Annotated in this window: 15 protein-coding genes; 9 read left to right on the plus strand and 6 right to left on the minus strand. The window is 69.0% G+C overall.

Going from position 1 to position 19057, the window contains the following annotated elements; genetic code table 11:
• The first annotated feature begins 158 nt into the window (after window positions 1-158).
• Window positions 159-4133, plus strand: coding sequence for a WD40 repeat domain-containing protein (locus NVV99_RS07265; RefSeq protein ID WP_260782783.1), 3975 nt, complete (start codon window positions 159-161; stop codon window positions 4131-4133).
• On the opposite strand, the gene NVV99_RS07270 is transcribed toward NVV99_RS07265, so the two are convergent.
• From NVV99_RS07270 to metG, 5 genes are all read right to left on the minus strand, one after another.
• On the minus strand, window positions 4097-5449 hold the full coding sequence (locus tag NVV99_RS07270; protein ID WP_260782784.1) for an aminodeoxychorismate synthase component I: 1353 nt from the start codon (window positions 5447-5449) through the stop codon (window positions 4097-4099). The genes NVV99_RS07265 and NVV99_RS07270 overlap by 37 nt on opposite strands.
• A gap of 12 nt (window positions 5450-5461) precedes the next feature.
• The gene (locus NVV99_RS07275) at window positions 5462-6343 is read right to left on the minus strand and encodes an RNA polymerase sigma-70 factor (protein WP_024103206.1); all 882 of its coding nucleotides are present in this window, start codon (window positions 6341-6343) and stop codon (window positions 5462-5464) included.
• The gene (locus NVV99_RS07280) at window positions 6340-7518 is read right to left on the minus strand and encodes an NAD(P)/FAD-dependent oxidoreductase (RefSeq protein ID WP_080678543.1); all 1179 of its coding nucleotides are present in this window, start codon (window positions 7516-7518) and stop codon (window positions 6340-6342) included. Before NVV99_RS07280 ends, NVV99_RS07275 begins: the two co-directional genes overlap by 4 nt.
• Before the next feature lie 134 nt (window positions 7519-7652).
• Window positions 7653-8792, minus strand: coding sequence for a DUF2786 domain-containing protein (locus NVV99_RS07285; protein WP_193903279.1), 1140 nt, complete (start codon window positions 8790-8792; stop codon window positions 7653-7655).
• 87 nt (window positions 8793-8879) lie between these two features.
• On the minus strand, window positions 8880-10460 hold the full coding sequence (gene metG / locus NVV99_RS07290) for a methionine--tRNA ligase (protein WP_006553813.1): 1581 nt from the start codon (window positions 10458-10460) through the stop codon (window positions 8880-8882).
• A gap of 22 nt (window positions 10461-10482) precedes the next feature.
• Here metG and NVV99_RS07295 point away from each other — a divergent pair, with 22 nt between their 5' ends.
• The 7 genes from NVV99_RS07295 to NVV99_RS07325 all read left to right on the plus strand — a co-directional run bounded on the left by NVV99_RS07295 (window position 10483) and on the right by NVV99_RS07325 (window position 17674).
• Window positions 10483-11313: a TatD family hydrolase gene (locus NVV99_RS07295; protein WP_060652139.1), complete on the plus strand. Its 831-nt coding sequence runs from the start codon at window positions 10483-10485 to the stop codon at window positions 11311-11313.
• Window positions 11314-11353: 40 nt separating this feature from the next.
• Complete coding sequence (locus tag NVV99_RS07300) at window positions 11354-12430, plus strand: maleylacetate reductase (RefSeq protein ID WP_254583883.1); 1077 nt, start codon at window positions 11354-11356, stop codon at window positions 12428-12430.
• 79 nt (window positions 12431-12509) lie between these two features.
• Entirely contained in the window at window positions 12510-12938 is a 429-nt protein-coding gene (locus tag NVV99_RS07305) for a DoxX family protein (protein ID WP_019288774.1), read from the plus strand.
• Window positions 12939-13079: 141 nt separating this feature from the next.
• Complete coding sequence (locus NVV99_RS07310) at window positions 13080-14759, plus strand: sulfatase-like hydrolase/transferase (protein WP_260782785.1); 1680 nt, start codon at window positions 13080-13082, stop codon at window positions 14757-14759.
• A gap of 392 nt (window positions 14760-15151) precedes the next feature.
• Complete coding sequence (locus NVV99_RS07315; RefSeq protein ID WP_252173803.1) at window positions 15152-16279, plus strand: resuscitation-promoting factor; 1128 nt, start codon at window positions 15152-15154, stop codon at window positions 16277-16279.
• Between the two features lie 53 nt (window positions 16280-16332).
• Window positions 16333-17241 (plus strand): 16S rRNA (adenine(1518)-N(6)/adenine(1519)-N(6))-dimethyltransferase RsmA, encoded by a 909-nt coding sequence (gene rsmA, locus NVV99_RS07320; protein ID WP_006553819.1) that lies wholly within the window; start codon window positions 16333-16335, stop codon window positions 17239-17241.
• Window positions 17242-17467: 226 nt separating this feature from the next.
• A complete protein-coding gene (locus NVV99_RS07325) occupies window positions 17468-17674 on the plus strand; it encodes a cold-shock protein (RefSeq protein ID WP_006553820.1) in 207 nt (68 codons plus the stop codon).
• Between the two features lie 63 nt (window positions 17675-17737).
• Here the strand turns inward: NVV99_RS07325 and NVV99_RS07330 are convergent, their stop codons facing one another.
• Window positions 17738-18004, minus strand: a complete 267-nt coding sequence (locus NVV99_RS07330) for a hypothetical protein (RefSeq protein ID WP_260782786.1) — start codon at window positions 18002-18004, stop codon at window positions 17738-17740.
• A gap of 89 nt (window positions 18005-18093) precedes the next feature.
• Here NVV99_RS07330 and NVV99_RS07335 point away from each other — a divergent pair, with 89 nt between their 5' ends.
• On the plus strand, window positions 18094-19029 hold the full coding sequence (locus NVV99_RS07335) for a 4-(cytidine 5'-diphospho)-2-C-methyl-D-erythritol kinase (protein WP_037216304.1): 936 nt from the start codon (window positions 18094-18096) through the stop codon (window positions 19027-19029).
• Window positions 19030-19057: the final 28 nt, after the last annotated feature.

The raw sequence follows: 19057 nt of genomic DNA on the forward strand, positions 1-19057 counted from the left end.
CCGAACCTTGCGTGGTCACCACTCTTCCCCGTCTTTGATGGGGACGAAGAATACCGACCGGCGCGGAACCGGTATCATCCCTGCTCAGACGTGGTGAGGAATTTTTCCGCAGCGGATGTTTGCAGGCGGGGAACGGGAGCACGAAGGGCGCGGAACGGATGTCAGAGACCGGCGGAAAGCCTGGTTCGGCGCAGCGTCAGTTCTTCGCCGACCAGTTGCGCATGCTGTTCGCCGCAGCCGGTCGTCCCGCCCTCAAGAAGGTCGTCTCGGATGCCGCGACCGTCGCCCGGGCGGTGGGCAGCGACCGGACCGTCTCCGTACAGCGGGTCAGCGACTGGCGCAGCGGCAACCGGATGCCGGCCAACTTCGAGTCGGTGCATCCGGTGCTCGTGGTCCTCATCCGCGCGGCGCGGGAGCTCAACGCCGAACCGCCGGCCCCCGGTCTGTACTCCCTGAAGCAGTGGGAGAACTGGTGGAAGGCCGCGCGCGGCCAGGCGAACGCTCCGCGCACCAAGGAATCGGCATCGGTATCGGTGCCGCCCGGGATCCGCCCTTACAAGGGACTCGCCTCCTACCGTCAGAACGACGCCCGGTTGTTCTTCGGGCGCGCCCAGAGTGTGCGGACCCTCGCCGACGTGGTGACGGCCTCCCACGGGCAGGGCCCGGTCGTGGTGACCGGTGCCTCCGGCGTCGGCAAGTCCTCGCTCGTACAGGCCGGTCTCATTCCCCAGCTGTGTTCCGCGCCGGACTGCCACCCGGTGGTCCTCACCCCCGGCACCGACCCGGTGGCACGACTCGTCGACGCGCTCCCCGAACTGACCGACGTCGGCGACCCCGCCGACCACACCGCCGTCCACGCGGCCCTGCGTGCCGCGACCTCCCGTACGTCGTCGTCCTTGCTGCTGATCGTCGTCGACCAGATCGAGGAACTGTTCACCCAGTGCAGCGACGTCGCTCTGCGCACCGAGTTCCTCACCCTGATCGAGACGGCGTCGACCGGTTCGGACGGCGACGCGCCCGCACTCGTCGTCGCGACGATGAGGTCGGACTTCTACGACCAGGCAGTGGCCACTCCCGTGCTCGCCCGGGCCCTCGAACGGCGGACCAAGACCGTCCAGCCCCTCGACCGCGACGATCTCGTCGAGGTCATCACCGCGCCCGCCAAACTCGTGGGTGTCCGCCTCGAACCAGGTCTCGTCGACCTCATCCTCCACGACCTCACCGGACTGGCCGACGGTGAGATCAGCGGCACCGAGCTTCCCCTGCTGTCCCACCTGCTCGACTCCCTGTGGGACAAGCGCAGCGGGGGCACGCTCACCGTCGCCGCCTACCGCGCGACCGGCGGGGTCCGCGGATCCGTCGCCGCCGGCGCCGAACGAGCGTGGGAGAGTCTCGCCGACGATTCCGACCGTGCCCGTGCCCGCTCGATGCTCGTCCACCTGGTGTACGTCACCACGACCGGCACGGACGTCAAGATCGCGCGGTCGCTGAACGAACTGCTCGCGGTCGGCGGGGAGGATCGCGACGCGTCGAAGCGCGTCCTCGACCATTTCGTGTCGGCACGTGTGCTCGTCGTCGACGCCGACTATGTCGAACTCATCCACGATGCGGTGATCGACGCGTGGCCCCGACTCAAGTCCTGGATCCAGCAGGACCGCGCCGGTGCCGCCCTGCGACAGCAGATCGAGGCCGACGCGTCGACCTGGCTCGGCTCCGGACGCAACCGCGAGCTGCTCTACCAGCGCGGACGCATGGACGTCGTGTCCGAGCAGAATCCGCACCTCGCCATGGCGGGCACTCCCGAGGGCCGGCGCGGGCCGGTCGCGCTCAGCCCCACCGCGGTGGCCTTCCTCGACGCCTCCCGCCGGCAGATCGCCCGCGAGACCCGGACCCGGCGGGTCGGCATCACCGCGATGGCGCTGTCCACGATCATCGCGTTCGTTATGACCGGACTGGCCTGGGACGCGAAGAGCCGGGCCGAGACGGCACGGAGCACCGCGCAGTTCCAGCAGATCGTCGCGCTGTCCGACTCCCTGCGGGACAAGGACTCCACGATCTCGGCGAACCTGGCGCTCGTCGCGGCCGAACTCCAGCCCGACAGCCCGGTCGCGTACTCGAGGCTCATCGCCAGCCAGGCCGTGCCCCTCGCCTACACACTGAGCGGACACACCGGGCCGGTCTACGGCGTCGTCGTCTCCCCCGACGGGGCCACCCTCGCGTCGGCGAGCGATGACGGCACCGTCCGCCTGTGGGCACTCGACGGCGACGAACCGTCCGCCGTGGGCGAGCCGTTGCGGTTGTCGTCGAAGTACATGGCGTCCGTCTCGTTCAGCCCCGACGGCCGTTTCCTCGCGATCGGGGCAGGTGACGGCGGTGTGTGGATCTACGACGCGTCCGATCGTGCCGCGCCGCGCGTGGTGCTCGACCGGCAGGTCTACGCCGACGGCGCCGTGCACAACGTGCGGTACTCACCCAACGGGCGGGTGCTCGCCGTGCCCTACGACGACGGGCACGTCGCACTCGTCGACACCTCGGATCCCGGATCGGGCCGGTTCCCCGTCACCTTGGTCGACGAGCACGACGGTGGTGTGCGGACGGTGGCCTTCCGTCCCGGTGGGCAGGTCCTCGCCACGTCGAGCGACGACCGCACCGTCCGGCTATGGGACGTGAGCACGCCCTCGCGGCCGGTGCCGCTCGGTGAGCCGCTCACCGGTTTCGGCGACGTGGCCCATTCGGTGAGCTTCAACGGCGACGGCACGATCCTCGCGGCGAGCAGCGACGACGGTGTGCTGCACCTGTTCGACACCACCGATCCGCGCGCGGCCCGCCCGCTGGGGGTGCCGACGAACGCCCACACCGGCGGTGTCTGGAACATCGCGTTCCTCCCCGACGGACGCACACTGGCGAGCGCGTCCTGGGACGGCACCGCGAAACTGTGGGACGTCGACCCGTCGACACGAACCCTCGACGAGATCGGCCCGCCGCTGACCGGGCACGGAGGCGGTGTCCCGACGCTCGCGGTGAGCCCGACCGGGACCACCGTCGTCACCGGCGGACAGGATTCCAACGTCCGGGTGTGGACGATGCCGCAGACCCGGATGGCGGTCGCCGACGGAGCGCTGACCAGGCCGGCGATCGATCGTGCCGGAGCCCTCGTCGCGACCGGCAGCTACGGACCGGATGTCACGCTCTGGCGGGTCGGTCAGGGCGGCGACTGGAACCGCGCCGGTGGGATCGCGTTGCCGCGCCCGCTCGGCGGTGCGTACGTGTGCGCGCTCTCGCCCTCGGGCACGATCCTGGCCACGGCACCGACCTCCGGCGGCAGCGTGCAATTGTGGGACGTGCGCGATCCGGCAACACCGAAGCCGTTCGGCGATCCGGTGCCGCTCGACACGAGGTTCACCTCCGCCCTGGCGTTCGGACCCGACGGCACGACCCTCGTGACCGGCGCCGACGACTCCACGGTGCAGTTGTGGGACATCGCGGATCCCGCCGAACCGGTGCCGTGGGGCCAGCCGCTGACGGGACCGAAGAATCTCGTGCGCAGTGCTGCCATCAGCCCCGACGGCCGAAGTCTCGTGGTCACGAGCGCCGACAGCGAGATCTACGCCTGGAACGTGACCGATCCGCGCTCCCCGACACGGGTGAACGTCTCCGACGGGCACGCAACCGGCGTGAACACCGTGGCCTTCGACGGGTCGAGCGACGTGCTGGTGACCGGCGGGGACGACCACGACGTGGTGGTCTGGGACCGCACCGAGTCCGGTGACTTCGTCGCCCGCGAGACCCGGTTGAGCGGCCACACCGGCACGGTCTACTCCGTCTCCATCACCCTCGACGGCACCCGCGCGGTCAGCGGCAGCGACGACGGCACTGTCCGTCTGTGGGACGTCGCCGACCCGGGCGGCATGCACGAGATCGGTGGCCCGGTCACCGACATGGGAACGGGACGATGGCAGGTGACCTTCGCGCCCGACAGCACCATCGTCGCCGCCGGTGGCGACGGTCTGCTCCGCACATGGGGGCTCGACGCCGATGCCGTCGTAGCCCGCATCTGCCGTTCCACCTCGGTGCGACTCGAAGAGGTCCTCGACCGTTACGAGTTGCCGTCGCCTCCCGACGAGGTGTGCTGAACGGCTGCCCGCGCGTCGCCGAGCGCGAGGATGCTGGCAGCCTTGTCGAGGCATTCCTGCCATTCCGCGTCGGGATCGGAGTCGATGGTGATGCCGCCTCCCACACCGAGTGCGCACACGCCATTGCCGCTGTCGTCGTGCCCGAACTCGACGGTGCGGATCGCGACGTTCAGTTCGGTGCCGGCGATCGGACTCGACATGCCGACGGTGCCGCAGTAGACACCTCGCGCGGAACCCTCCCACCTGGTGAGCAGCGTCCGGGCGCGGAGTTTCGGGCAGCCCGTCACCGATGCGGGCGGGAACGCCGCGTCGAGCACAGCGGCGACCGTCACACCCGGTCGCCGCTCCGCCGCGACGGTGGACACCAGATGCCACACGCCGGGTGCGGGACGCACGGTCAGAAGATCCTCGACCCGCACCGAACCGGTCTCGGCGACGCGGCCGAGATCGTTGCGGACGAGATCGACGATCATCACGTTCTCGGCGACGTCCTTGACCGATGCCCGTAGCCCGGCGGGGTCGGCGGAGAGGGGGAGGGTGCCCTTGATCGGACTCGACCGCAGCGTGTCGCCGTGGAGGGAGACGAACAGTTCGGGCGAGAGCGACGCGACCGCACCCCACGATCCCTGCAGGTAGGCGGCGCGCGGAGGGTCAGTCCGGGAGATCCCGTCGGCGAAGAACGCCAGCGGATCGCCGTCCCATCTGCCCGTGAACCGCGTGCACACGCACGCCTGGTACACCTCGCCGGCGCGGATCGCGTCGAGACAGTGTTCGACGCCGCGGCGGTGCTCGTCGCGAGGCGGTGGTGTCCAGTCGATGTGCCAGTCCGTGGCGTTCGTCGACTCTGTGGCGTTCGTCGGCGGGGCGGCGGTCGACGGTGAATCGAGGACTGCCGCGGCGAGATCGTCGGGGCAGGGTGCGGTACCGAGGGTCTCGTACCACCAGCACCCGTCGGCGTCGAGACGCAGGACAGTGTCGGTCCACCCGCTCGCGGCGAGGGGCAGCGCGGGTCGGTCCGGGATGCGATCCGGGTAGGCGAGATAACCGATGCGCCCGCCTCCGATGAGCGGCCGGTCGTCACTGCGCTGGAAGCGCCGATCGGCACCGCCGGGCCCGGGAGCGTCCGCGGGGAGGGAGAAGACCTCTGCCGGTGGGACGGATTCGACGGACACGGACGGGACGAGCACGGCCGCCGCCCCGAACCATTCACCCGACAGTGCCGCCGGGGCGGGGATCGCGAGGATCCTGGCGCGTTCTGCGAGTGCACCGAGCACGCGATCGACGGTGCCGCCGCGGCCGAGTCGTTCCATCCGCATGGCGTCAGCTTGTCATGTCTGGTCGGAAGCATCGGGACGAGCCCGGAGATGCGTTAGCTTGTCGGGATTGCGGACCACGTAAACGCCGGTGATCAGGTGGTCGTCGATCTCGAGGTGCAGCACCATGTCGAGGACACCTGCCGAGTAGACGAGGAAACCGGGCATCGAGTTCACCACGGCCGGCTCGATGGTCATGTCGGGCAGCGGATGCCGGACCAGTCCGAGGAACAGGCCGGCGACCTTCGCGGAGCCGAAGACCGGAACTCGGGCCGCAGTGACCTTGCCGCCACCGTCGGCGAGGTACCGCACGTCGGGAGCCAGCAGCGACAGCAGTCCGTCGAGGTCGCCGGTGGTGGCCGCGGTGAGGAACGCCGCGACCACCCGGTCGGTCTCGTCGCCCGCGGGAGTGAAGCGTCGCTGCCGGGCATGGACGTGCTCGCGGGCGCGGTGCGCGATCTGCCGGACGGCACTCTCGGTACGGTCGACCGTCTCGGCGATGCGCCCGTACTCGAAACCGAACACCTCGCGCATCACGAAAACCGCGCGTTCGACGGGCGTCAATGTCTCGAGCACCAACAGCATCGCGGTCGACACCGACTCGGCGAGTTCGACCTCGGCGGCTGCGTCGGGGGCGGTGAGCATCGGCTCGGGCAACCACGGCCCGACGTAGTCCTCCCGGCGGCGTTGCGCCGAGCGCAGCGAGTTCAGCGCCTGACGCGTCACGATCTGCGCCGCGTAGGCCCGCGGATTGTCGACGCTGCCGGTGTCGGTGCGGGCCCAGCGGATGTAACTCTCCTGCAGGACGTCCTCGCTGTCGGCGACACTGCCGGTGATCTCGTAGGCGATCGAGAACAGCAGTCCCCGATGCTCGGTGAAGACGTCGTCGCCGGTCATACGTGAGCCTTCTCGCGTGCGGCGGTGTCCGGTCCGCGTCGGGACGGCAGGGCACGTCCGCGCGCCTGGAGTTGCATGGTGTGGATGGTCCCACGAACGACGGCTTCCTTCACCGGTGCTGCGAGCCGACCGCGCAGGGCCCACCTCGACGGGGTGTCGTCGCGTGCCGACAACTGCACGACGCCGCGATCGCGGCCGAGAGAGATGCAGGTCGTGACGAAACCGAGCGAGAGCGGTGCCGGCTCGCGTCCCTGCAACAACTGCCACACCGTGTCGGCGCCGTGGATGCCGAGCGGCATCGCCGCCTGGCAGCTCATGCGCAGGTGGTCGTTGCCGTCCACCACCACTGCGTCGCCCACGCCGACGACCGGCATGCCGTCACCCACGCCGACGATCGGCGAGCCGTCGACCGCCTGCAGGGTGTCGCGCACCCGGAGACGACCGTCGTCGTCGACCGGCAGGCCGCTGCGACGGGCCAGGTCGGGCACGGAGAAACCGGCCGTGCGGACCACGAGGGTCGCGGGGATCTCGGAGCCGTCGTCGAGGACGACCGAGCCGTCGTCGATGCGGGCGACCCGCGTTCCCGACCGGACCTGAACGCCCAGTTCGTCGAGCCGGTGGCGGATGTAACGCTGCGTGTTCACAGGAAGGGCCGCTCCCGGATCGCCGACGAGGACGAGGGTGTGCCGCGGATGCGACTGTGCGAGTTCGGTGACGGTCTCGAGACCGGTGAGCCCGCCACCGATCACGACGACGGAGGCGTGATCGTCCGCCTCGAGGAGCGCGTCGCGCAGGGCAGTGGCGGAGTCGAGGTCGGCGACGGAGAACGCCTTCTCCGCACCGGGGATCGCGCCGGAGCCCGTGGTGCTGCCGACGGCGTAGACCACCGCGTCGCATGGCAGGACCGTGCCGTCGGCGAGGGACACCGCGTAGGGCTCGATCCGTACGGCCGTGCCGACGTGCAGCGTCACCCGCGGGTGCAGGAGATCGGACAGTTCGTGTGTGGCGGTTCCGGATCCGGCCGCCACCTGGTGGAGCCGGACGCGTTCGACGAAGACCGGTCGCGGGTTCACGACGGTGACCGCCACCTCGGGGTGTTCGGCGAGCAAGCGGTTCGCAGCCATCACTCCGGCGTAGCCCGCCCCTACGACCACCACATGGAATTGCGTCGTCATCGCTCTGTTCCCTTCGCTTGTCGGAAGTGGTGTCACCGATAGGACACCGCTCGTGGCAGGGATGTGACACGGCGCCACCGCGAATTCCTGTGACGCCCGTCTCCTGCTGTCGACCTCGTCGGTGATCGATCCGGTCAGCGACCGACCGTGCGGAATTCCGTTGTCAGCGAGGCAGTCTCGGCCGCATCCCGACCGGCGTGGAAGCCGTCGGCGTCGACCCCGCGGCTACGCGAGTCGCGGGTGACGGGGAACAACCGCCGGAACTCGGTGTCGACGGCGTCGGAGCGTCTGGCGAGGATGGGTGCGAGTTTCGTGATGGGCATCTGCGCGTCGGCGGCGGCGTGGGCGGTGGCCCGGACGTCCGCCTCGCGGAGACGTTCGCCGATCCGGTGCGCGTAGCCGGTGAGGAAGGCGCGGCGGAAGGAGGTCGCGGACGATCCGCGCCGCCCCGCCGTTCCGGCCGCCTGCACGGCCCGTCCGGCCTGCACGAGCAGCGAGGTGTACAGCATCTCGGCCTGCTGCAGGTCGGTGGCGGTACCGACGATCGTCGCGATCTGCACCCGGGTGAACCACACCGTGCGCACGCGGTTCGCGTCGCCGATGGCGGTGAGGAGCAGGACCTTCTCGCGGATGTACGGGCTGTCGAGGTGGATGCGCCGGCCGACGACCGGGTCTGTGCCGGAGTCGGGTCCGGCCAGCAGCGCCGCACCCACGGCGTGACGCGAGACGAGTTCCTGCGCCTTCGCGGTGAGCGCTTCGGCCTCGTCGGGGAAGTCGGTGGACTCGGCCTTCGACAGCAGTGCCCGGATGCGTTCGAGGATCCGGGTGTCGGGCGGGGCGGGCGCAGACGGGTCGCCGGACCGGACGGACGGCCATCGCGACGGCGGGGGTGTGAGGATCGCGAAGGACGGCAGGTACTTCCAGGTGAAGGCGAGCCCTTCGATCTCGAAGCGGGTGACGTCGGGGAACGCGCGGAACAGACCGTCGGCCAGGGTCGGGGCTCCGGCGGCGTGGGCCGGACGCGGGTGCCGGCGGGTGATCTCGTCGAGCTGCCGTACCCACTCGACGGGGGCGCGTTCGGCCGCGCGCCGGATCTGCGCGTCGAACAGCATCGTGGCCGCCGTCAGTGCGACATCGGAGGGACCACTCGAGCGGGCCGTCACGTGGAGCACGTCGGCGGGCTGCCATCCCCGCTCGTAGGCACCGCCCAGCTCGGCGAGCAGGGAGTGCTCGTTCAGGCCATCGGATCGAACATGTGTTCTATCGCTGCGCATGCGCCGCAGTGTGGCGCACGGCACCGACAGGTTTGCGCGGCGACGGAGAACACGCAGGTGAAAGCTCTCCGTCGCCGGATCGGACGCTCAGTCCTCGTCGACGTAGCGCGGGAACACCGGTGCCGGGGCGGGCAGGGTCGTGCCCGGAGCCAGGCGGGTCGCGACGGCGTCGAACTGCCGTGCCTCGGGTGTCTGACCGAGGAGATCGAGGATGTTCGCGGCGGCATCGGGCATCACCGGCTGGACGAGCAGACCCACGATCCGAACGACCTCGAGCGTGACGTACAGGACCGTCGCCATCCGCTCGGGATCGGTCTTGCGCAGCACCCACGGCTGCTGCGCCGAGAAGTAACGGTTGGTCTCGCCGAGGACGTGCCAGATCGCTTCGAGACCGAGGTGCAGGGCCTGCGCGTCGAACTCGGCGCGCACCTTCGCGAGCAGCGCGTCGGCCTGGGCGAGCATCGCCTCGTCGTCGGCGGTGAACTCGCCCGGCGTGGGCACGGTGCCCTCGAGATTCTTCGCGACCATCGTCAGGGAGCGCTGCGCGAGGTTGCCGAGGTCGTTGGCGAGATCGGCGTTGATGCGGGTGACGATCGCCTCGTGGCTGTAGCTGCCGTCCTGGCCGTAGGAGATCTCGCGGAGCAGGAAGAAGCGCAGCTGGTCGAGGCCGTACCGGTCGACCATCTCGAGCGGGTCGACGACGTTGCCGACCGACTTCGACATCTTCTCGCCCTTGTTGAACAGGAAGCCGTGGACGAAGACCCGCTTCGGCAGTTCGAGCCCCGCCGACATGAGGAAGGCCGGCCAGTAGACGGTGTGGAACCGCGTGATGTCCTTGCCGATGATGTGCAGGTCGGCGGGCCAGTAGCGGCGGTAGGACTCCGATTCGGTGTCGGGGAAGCCGGCGCCGGTGAGGTAGTTGGTCAGCGCGTCGACCCACACGTACATGACGTGATCGGGGTGATCGGGGACCGGCACACCCCAGTCGAAGGTGGTGCGGGAGATCGACAGGTCCTTCAGGCCGCCGGAGACGAAGCTGACGATCTCGTTGCGGCGGGTGGCCGGGGCGATGAAGTCGGGCTGCTTCTCGTAGAGCTCGAGCAGCTTGTCCTGATAAGCCGACAGCCGGAAGAAGTAGGTGGACTCCTCGGTCCACTCCACGGGGGTGCCGGTGTCGGTGGAGATCCGCGAGCCGTCTTCGAGCAGGGTGGTCTCGCCGTCGGTGTAGAACGCCTCGTCGCGGACCGAGTACCACCCCGCGTAGGTGTCGAGGTAGATGTCGCCCGAGTCGACCATGCGCTGCCAGATCGCCTTGCTCGCCTCGAGGTGATCGGCGTCCGTGGTGCGGATGAACCGGTCGTACGAGATGTTCAGCCGCTTGTCCATGGCCTCGAACACGTCCGAGTTGCGGGACGCGAGTTCGGTGACCGGGATGCCTTCCTTCGCGGCGGTCTGCTGCATCTTCAGGCCGTGCTCGTCGGTGCCGGTCAGGAAGCGCACGTCGAAGCCGTCGAGACGCTTGAACCGCGCGATCGCGTCGGTCGAGATGTACTCGTAGGCGTGCCCGATGTGCGGGGCGCCGTTCGGGTACGCGATCGCGGTCGTGACGTAGAACGGCGGGCGGGTGGGATCGCCGGCAGCCGGGCGGGAGGAATCAGGCGCAGTCATGGTGGCCAGTAGTTTATAGGGCGTGAGCGCAGCCCGTCCCGCCCCCGAAGCCCCGCAGCCGTTGAGTCCCCTCGTCGACGCCCACACGCACCTCGACGCGTGCGGTGCCGAGGACGCCGCGACGACCTCCGCGATCGTCGATCGTGCCGCCGCGGTGGGGGTCGGACGCATCGTCACCGTCGCCGACGATCTCGAGGCGGCGCGTTTCGCCGTGCGGGCTGCGCACTGGGACGACCGCGTCCACGCGGCCGTCGCCATCCATCCCACCCGCGCGAACAGTCTCGACGACGCTACCCGCGCCGAGATCGAGAAACTCGCCGCCGACCCGCGCTGCGTCGCGGTAGGGGAGACCGGCCTCGACCTCTACTGGCCCGGCAAGCTCGACGGGTGCGCCGAACCGGCCGAGCAGGAGGAGGGCTTCCGCTGGCACATCGACCTCGCGAAGCGACTCGGCAAGCCGCTGATGATCCACAACCGCGAGGCCGACGCCGACCTGCTGCGTGTCCTGCACGACGAGGGCGCACCCGAGAAGGTGATCTTCCACTGCTTCTCGTCGGATGCCGACATGGCCCGCCGCTGCGTCGACGCCGGATACCTGCTGAGCTTCTCGGGCACCGTGAGTTTCAAGAACGCGAAGGCCCTGCGTGAAGCGGCGCCGCTCGTGCCCCGTGAGTTGGTGCTGGTGGAGACCGACGCGCCGTTCCTGACCCCGCATCCCTTCCGGGGCGCGCCGAACGAGTCGTACTGCCTGCCGTACACCGTGCGCGCGCTCGCCGAGGTGCGGGGCGAGGACGCCGAGGAACTGGCGGCGGCCACCACCGCGAACGCCGAGCGGGTGTACGGACTTTCGTAAAGGGCACGCGCGTCCCCACTCCCGTCGTGAGAATACGGGCATGCGCTCCTTCGTCTACAACTCTCATCCGGTACGTGTGATCTTCGGCCCCGGTACCGCCTCGCGGGTCGCGGACGAAGTACGTCGACTCGATCGTTCCCGCGTTTTGCTGCTCGCCGGCGAGCACGTGCGGCACCAGGCGGAACTGGTCGAGAAGTATCTCGGCGATCTGCAGGTCGCGCGTTTCGACGGCGCGGTGATGCACACGCCGGTCGAGGTGACCGAACGGGTCCTCGGCCGGGTCACCGAGCACGACGTCGATGCGGTCGTCGTGGTGGGTGGCGGCTCCACCACAGGACTGGCCAAGGCACTGGCACTCCGCACGGGGATCGATCAGGTGATCCTCCCGACGACCTACGCCGGGTCGGAGGTGACGCCCGTTCTCGGTGAGACCGCCGACGGGGTGAAGACCACGCGTTCGTCGCCCGACATCCTTCCCGAGACCGTGATCTACGACGTCGAGTTCACCACCTCGATGCCCATTCCGTTGGCGGTGACCAGCGCGATCAACGCGATGGCCCACGCGGTCGAGGCCCTCTACTCCGAACAGGCCAATCCGATCGTCGACGCCCTCGCGCTCGAGGCCGTGGCCGCGATCGCCCGGGGTATCCCGGCGCTCGGTGCGGATTCGGTCGATCCCGAGGGGCGTTCGGATCTGCTGCTCGCGGCGTGGCTCTCCGGAACCTGTCTCGCCTCGGCGGGAATGGGGCTGCACCACAAGCTCTGTCACGTGCTGGGCGGCTCGTTCGACCTGCCGCATGCCGCCACGCACACCGTCGTGCTGCCCCACGCGCTCGCCTACAACGAACCGTCGGTACCGCACGTCATGGTGCGGGTCGCGCAGGCGCTCGGCACGGATTCGGCGTCCGCGGGCGTCTACGACCTCGTGGCGGCGGCCGGTGGGCCGACGAGTCTCGAGGAACTGGGGTTCCGGGAGTCCGATCTGGACGAGGCGGCACGACTGGCGACGGCGAAGCCGTATCCGAATCCCCGGGAGGTCACGGAGGTGGGCGTGCGACGGTTGCTGGGGGAGGCGTTCGCCGGTACCCGTCCGGAACCGGCGCAGAAGTCTGGTTGAAGCTACAACCAAGGGTTGCTACCTTAGTTGTCGCTTCAACTAAGTGGGGCTCTCCGGCCTCCTACCCGAAAGGCTCGACATGAAGACCCCTCTCGTCCGCGACCTCGGCATCCTCGTGGCCCGACTCGTACTCGGCGTCATCTTCCTCGCGCACGGACTGCAGAAGTTCAATTCGTGGGGATACGAAGGCACCAAGGCCGGCTTCGAAGGAATGGGCGTGCCCGCCCCGGCCGTCTCGGCGTTCGTCGCCACCTGGATCGAGATCCTCGGCGGTCTCGCGCTCATCCTCGGTGTGCTCGTCCCCGTCTTCGGCGTCCTGCTGTTCCTGCTCATGCTCGGCGCGTTCTTCATCGTGCACGTGGAGAACGGAATCTACGTCGGCGACGGCGGTTTCGAACTCGTGGCCGCGCTCGGCGCAGGGGCCCTCCTACTCGCCGCGGTCGGTGCAGGAGCGTTCAGCGTCGACCGATTCCTCGCGCGGAAGGTTCCGCTCCTGCGCACGGCCTGACCTGCGGTTCCGCGGCGCTGTGGACGACTTCCCCCGATCGTCCTCAGCGCCTCTTCCGTCCGATGACGCGCGCTCAACGCATATGTCTTGTTATTCTCCTGCACGACATACGCGTTCACGGATCTCTCCGACAGGACCGATATGACCGTGCAGCAGGCTGTTCCGCGTCGCGACACCACGTGGAATGTCAATCGACGGACCTTCCTCGTGGGCGCGGGTGCGCTCCTCGCTGCCGGCCTCGTGGGCGCCGGATCATCTGCGGCACAGCCTCGGACACCGCAGCGTCCCAACATCCTCATCATCATGACCGACCAGGAGCGCCAGCCGATGCACTGGCCGGCCGACTGGGCGCGCAACAACCTGCCCAACCGGCAGCGTCTGGCCGACACCGGGCTGACCTTCACGCGGTCGTTCTGCAACGCCGCGATGTGCTCGCCCAGTCGCAGCACGTTCTTCACCGGCTTCTATCCCGCCCAGCACGGGGTGGTGAGCACCCTCACCGAGGGTGGCACGCTCTCGCCCACCGAACCCGTGCTGCCGGTGGACGGCCAGAACATGGCGAAGATGCTGCTCTCCGCCGGATACGACGTCCACTACCGCGGCAAATGGCACATGAGCAAGGGCGCCGACGGCGGCGACCCGTCGCCCGACGACATCGCGCGGTACGGCTTCGCGGGGTGGGAGCCCCCGGAGGCGGGGCAGGACACAGCACCCGAGAACTTCGGGGGTGGCTGCGCCGACCGCGACGGCAAGATCGCCTCCGACGCCGCCGAATTCCTGCGGTCGCGCAGCGCCTCCGACGACAGGCCGTTCGCGCTCATCGTGTCGTTCGCCAATCCCCACGACATCCTCTCGTACCCGAAGACTTGGGATCAGGTCGACGGCGATTGCAACAACTACGGGGCCTTCGCACCCGAAGCCTTCGAGCAGGGAATCGACCTGCCGCCCACCATCGACGAGGACCTGCTCCGCAACTTCAAGCCCACCGCCCAGGCCGAACTGCTCCTGCTGCTCGCAGGTGCGCTCGGTCCGCTCGTCGGTCCCGAAGCGGCACGGCAGTACGTCAACCTGTACGCCTACATGCACAAGGTCGTCGACCAGCACATCGGGACGGTTCTCGATGCGCTGGAATCGGTTTCGGGCATGCGCGAACGCACCGTCGTCTTCCGGGTGGCCGACCACGGTGAGATGGGGCTCTCCCACGGCGGACTCCGCCAGAAGGCCTTCAACGCCTACGAGGAGACGCTCAATGTCCCTCTCGTGGTGAGCAATCCGGTGATGTTCCCGAGGCCGGTCTCCACCGACGCGCTCGCGTCGCTGATCGACGTCATGCCCACCCTCGCGACGATGGCCGCCGTGCCCGACCGTTCGGCGTGGACGTTCAAGGGCGTCGACCTCACGCCCGTCATCGAGGGCGCGTCGTCCGGTGGCACGCCGCCACAGGTGCAGGACACCGTCCTGTTCACCTTCGACGACGAGAACGCCGCCGCGGCCAACGGGCAGACGACGGTGAAGCAGCCCAACCACATTCGTGCCGTCCGGCAGGACAGGTGGAAGTACGCGATGTACTTCGATCCGTCGGGACGCGCGCTGCCGCAGTTCGAGCTCTACGACCTGCACGACGATCCGCTCGAGACGCGCAACCGCGCGAACCCGCTCGATCTCGCGAACTTCGACCCGGTGCAGGTCGCGACCATGCACGCCGTCCTGATGGACGTGATGGCCCGCACGGGCACCACCCCGGCTGTGACGATTCCGCAGTTCCCCGTACCGAGCGGATCCGCCGATCTCCCGATTCCCAGCGGGTCGGCCGGACGCTGACGAAGCCGATCACCGGCAACCGCGACCATCGGTAGGCGGTCCCGGAAACCGCTGCGCCCGCGAAGCCGGCCGCTCCGGCCGAGCCTGTGGGCATCGGCACCTCGAACGCCCCCGCATGGGGCAGGGCACAGCTGCGCGCGATCCTCGGCTACCTCACGGAGTCCATGTCCTTGCCGCCCGAATCGCGAGGAAGTTCTTCTTCCGAGTGTCGATCGAAAATGGCGATTTCGGACACTTGAAAATGATCGAGCTAATATCGATCCGATATCTGTGACGTGCGTCGTGATCTGACAGAAATCATGATCTGTGCAGGTAAATGCGATGAAGTTGCGATAACAATGCCGTCTCGTTACCGTGCTGTGATCACAGTTGTCGTCCGTCTGGAAATAATCGTGTCACCTTTCACCAAGATCAATCGCCTCAAGTCGCCGGTGTTCTACTCGGTGGTCGCCGCCGTCTTCGTCACCCTCGGTGCCGGTGGCGCCACTGCTGTGGTTCAGCACAAGGACGTCGTCCTCGACGTCGACGGTGAGCAGCGTGCCTTCGGCACGATGAACTCCAACGTCGGCGACATCCTGGCCGCAGCCGGCTACACCGTCGACGAGAACGACGTCGTGGCCCCGGCCGTGGACTCGTCCGTCTCCGACGGCGACACCATCGTCCTGCGACAGGCTCGCGAGCTGCGCCTCACCGTCGACGGTGAGGAGCGCTCGGTGTGGACCACCGCGCTGACCGTCGACGAGGCGCTCGACCAGTTCCGCCTCTCCGACGACGCCTACGTCTCCGCCTCCCGTTCGCACCGCCTCCCGCTCGACGGTGCCGATCTCGAGGTCGTCAACCCCAAGACGGTGCGCTTCGCCGACAACGGCGCGCCCGCCGCCGAGGTGCGCGTCGCAGCGCCGACGGTCGCCGAGTTCCTCGAGGCCCAGGGCGCGAAGCTCGAGCAGGCCGACAGCGTCACCCCTGCCCTCGACGCGGAACTCGCGGAGGGCATGGAGGTCGTGGTCACCCGCGACCGGACCGAGTCGCGGACCGAGAACCTGCCGATCGCCCCGCCGGAGAACCGCGTGGACGATCCGAACATGCTCGAGGGTGAGGCCGCCGTGAGCGACCCGGGTGCCCCGGGCGAGCGGTCGGTGACCTTCGACGTTCACACCGTCAACGGTGTCGAGGTCGGACGCGCCGAGACCGCTTCGAAGGTCCTCGCCGAGCCGCGGCCCGTCGTGGTCCGCGTCGGCACCAAGCCGAAGCCCGCCGTGCCGGCCTCCGGTCGCGGCTCCACCTGGGACGCTCTCGCGCAGTGCGAGGCGACCGGCAACTGGGCGATCAACACCGGCAACGGTTTCTACGGTGGCCTGCAGTTCACGCAGCAGACGTGGGCCGGCTTCGGCGGCACCCAGTACGCGCCGCGTGCCGATCTCGCGACGCGCGAGCAGCAGATCGCCGTCGCGGAGAAGGTCCAGGCGGCCCAGGGCTGGGGCGCCTGGCCATCCTGCACCAGCAAGCTCGGTCTGCGCTGACCGGCGCGGGTGTGCGCGGTGTGACCTGCTCCCGAGTGCGCTAGGTTCACCACGTGTCAGCAGACGATCCCGAAACCACTCCGAGGGCCACTCCGGCTTCTCCGCGCGGCCTCGCCGCGCTGCTCGGGCCCGCCGAGGTCCGCGCACTCGCGGAGGAGTTCGGGGTGCGCCCGACGAAGCAGCTCGGCCAGAACTTCGTGCACGACGCGAACACGGTGCGCCGCATCGTCAACGTCGCCGGGGTCGGCCCTGAGGATGTCGTGCTCGAGGTCGGGCCGGGCCTGGGTTCGCTCACCCTCGCCCTGCTCGACGTCGTCGACCGTGTGGTCGCTGTCGAGCTCGATCCCGTTCTCGCGCAGCGTATTCCCGTTACCGTGCGGGAGCGGGCCCCGCAGCTCGCCGACCGCTTCGACGTCGTGCACATGGACGCGATGAAGGTGCTGCCGAAGGATCTTCCCGTCACGCCCACCGCGCTGGTCGCGAACCTGCCCTACAACGTCGCGGTGCCGGTGCTGCTGCACCTTTTCTCTGAATTCCCTACTCTGCGAACCGCTCTCGTGATGGTGCAGGCCGAGGTCGCCGATCGGCTCGCAGCAGAACCGGGCGGTAAGATCTACGGCGTACCCAGCGTGAAGGCGCGGTTCTTCGGCGACGTTCGCAGGGCCGGCGCCGTCGGGCGTGCGGTCTTCTGGCCCGTTCCCCAGGTGGAATCGGGCCTCGTGCGTGTCGACCGCTATGCGGAGCCACCGTGGCCCACCGACGCCCGGACACGCGCTCGGGTCTTCGCCGTCGTCGACGCGGCCTTCGCTCAACGGCGAAAGACGTTGCGCGCAGCGTTGAGTGGATGGGCAGGTTCGCCCGCGGAGGCCGAGAGGCGCCTGCTGGCGGCCGGTATCGAGCCGTCGACCCGCGGGGAGAAGCTCGACGCCGCAGCCTTCGTGCGGCTCGCAGGGGTGGAGTGATCCCGGTCACTCTTCCTGGCGGTCGGATGCGATGTGTGGTTAAGTTGTCCTCGGTCGTTAGGTAGTGTGTTCGTGGTTTACCCCTCGCACATTTCTGGTTGCGAGCGGATGCGATAGCCACGATGGAATCGTTTCAGCCGTGTAGTGACAGACCCGGGGGCCGAAACCGACTCCCGACGAGACAGAACGTCTACATCCGTTCTGCCTGCAAGTGAAGGACAGCAACATGGCTGAAGGTACTGTGAAGTGGTTCAACGGCGAAAAGGGCTTCGGCTTCATCGCTCCCTCGGACGGCTCCGCTGACGTCTTCGTGCACTTCTCCGAGATCCAGGGCCGCGGCTTCCGCACCCTCGAGGAGAACCAGCGCGTGAGCTTCGAGATCGGCCAGGGCCAGAAGGGCCCGCAGGCCACCGGCGTGAACGTCATCGGCTGATACCGATAATTCTCCGAATCCGGGCCGGCACCTCAGGGTGCCGGCCCGGATTCGTTCGTCCGGTCAGCCGATCCTTGCCCCGTAACCGGTGATGCCCAAGTTCGACGAACCGGTCGACGAGCCCGCCGAGTCGGCGGAGCCGGTCGCCATTCCGGCGGAGCCCGTGGGAGGGGTCACGCAGTCCACGAGATTCAGCGAGCGCAGGACCAGGTCGCCGAGCGAGCAGACGCGCGGCGGAGCCGGTTCGGCCGAGGCGACGCCGGCGGTTCCCATGGTGGCCGCCACGGCGACGGCGCAGACGGCGACCGCATTACGTACGGAACGAGTCACATTTCCTCCAGAGTGTTCAGAGTCGATCGATCGTAGAGCGTGGCCGCGGCGGTCGGGAAGCATCCGTATCCCGAGTAAGCTCTGTACTCGTGCTTTCCGTCGTGCCGACCCCCGTGACAGTGAGGGTCCCGTCCAAGGTCAACCTGCATCTCGCGGTGGGTGACCTCCGTCCTGACGGCTACCACGACCTGCACACCGTCTTCCAGGCTCTGTCCCTGTACGACGAGGTGTCGGTGGTCCCGGCCGACACCCTGAGCGTGACGGTGCGCGGCGCGGGCGCCGAGTCGGTGCCTACCGATTCGACGAACCTGGCGTGGCGCGCCGCCGAGATGATGGCGGAACGGGCCGCACGTACACCCGACGTGGCGATCACGATCGACAAGGGCATCCCCGTGGCCGGCGGAATGGCCGGTGGCAGCGCCGACGCTGCCGCGACGCTGGTCGCGCTCGACACACTGTGGGGCATCGGGGCGCCCCGGGAGGACCTCGCGGATCTCGCCGTCCGCCTCGGCAGCGACGTGCCGTTCTGCCTCCACGGCGGAACGGCGATCGGAACAGGGCGGGGCGAGCGCCTCGTCCCCGTCCTCACCCGCGGCACCTTCCACTGGGTACTGGCCCTCGCGAAGGGGGGCCTGTCCACGCCGGTCGTCTTCCGTGAACTCGACCGGCTGCGTGCCGAGGGAGAACCTCAGCGCATCGGCAGCGCGGATGCCGTGCTCTCCGCGCTCGGCTCCGGCGACGCCCACCAGCTCGCGCCGCTGCTCGGCAACGACCTGCAGGCCGCGGCCCTGTCCCTCGACCCGATGCTGCGACGCACGCTCCGGGCGGGTGTCGAGGCCGGGGCCCTGGCGGGCATCGTCTCCGGTTCCGGCCCCACCTGCGCGTTCCTCGTCGAGGACCAGCACGCCGCCGTCACCGTGAGTGCCGAACTCGCCGGTGCCGGTGTGTGCCGTACGGTGCGGGTCGCCTCCGGTCCGGTGCCCGGAGCCCGTGTCGTCGGCGACGCCGATCCCGCACACTCCTGATCCTGTAGTACATCCCCGCAATTCTCGG

It is taken from the genome of Rhodococcus sp. PAE-6 (assembly GCF_025290685.1).
In the GTDB taxonomy this organism is placed as follows: Bacteria; Actinomycetota; Actinomycetes; order Mycobacteriales; family Mycobacteriaceae; genus Rhodococcus; species Rhodococcus pyridinivorans.

Coding starts and splice junctions, on each gene's coding strand:
- NVV99_RS07265 (WP_260782783.1), top strand. CDS start 159: ATGTCAGAGACCGGCGGAAAGCCTGGTTCGGCGCAGCGTCAGTTCTTC.
- NVV99_RS07270 (WP_260782784.1), bottom strand. CDS start 5,449: ATGCGGATGGAACGACTCGGCCGCGGCGGCACCGTCGATCGCGTGCTC.
- NVV99_RS07275 (WP_024103206.1), bottom strand. CDS start 6,343: ATGACCGGCGACGACGTCTTCACCGAGCATCGGGGACTGCTGTTCTCG.
- NVV99_RS07280 (WP_080678543.1), bottom strand. CDS start 7,518: ATGACGACGCAATTCCATGTGGTGGTCGTAGGGGCGGGCTACGCCGGA.
- NVV99_RS07285 (WP_193903279.1), bottom strand. CDS start 8,792: ATGCGCAGCGATAGAACACATGTTCGATCCGATGGCCTGAACGAGCAC.
- metG (WP_006553813.1), bottom strand. CDS start 10,460: ATGACTGCGCCTGATTCCTCCCGCCCGGCTGCCGGCGATCCCACCCGC.
- NVV99_RS07300 (WP_254583883.1), top strand. CDS start 11,354: ATGCGCTCCTTCGTCTACAACTCTCATCCGGTACGTGTGATCTTCGGC.
- NVV99_RS07305 (WP_019288774.1), top strand. CDS start 12,510: ATGAAGACCCCTCTCGTCCGCGACCTCGGCATCCTCGTGGCCCGACTC.
- NVV99_RS07310 (WP_260782785.1), top strand. CDS start 13,080: ATGACCGTGCAGCAGGCTGTTCCGCGTCGCGACACCACGTGGAATGTC.
- NVV99_RS07325 (WP_006553820.1), top strand. CDS start 17,468: ATGGCTGAAGGTACTGTGAAGTGGTTCAACGGCGAAAAGGGCTTCGGC.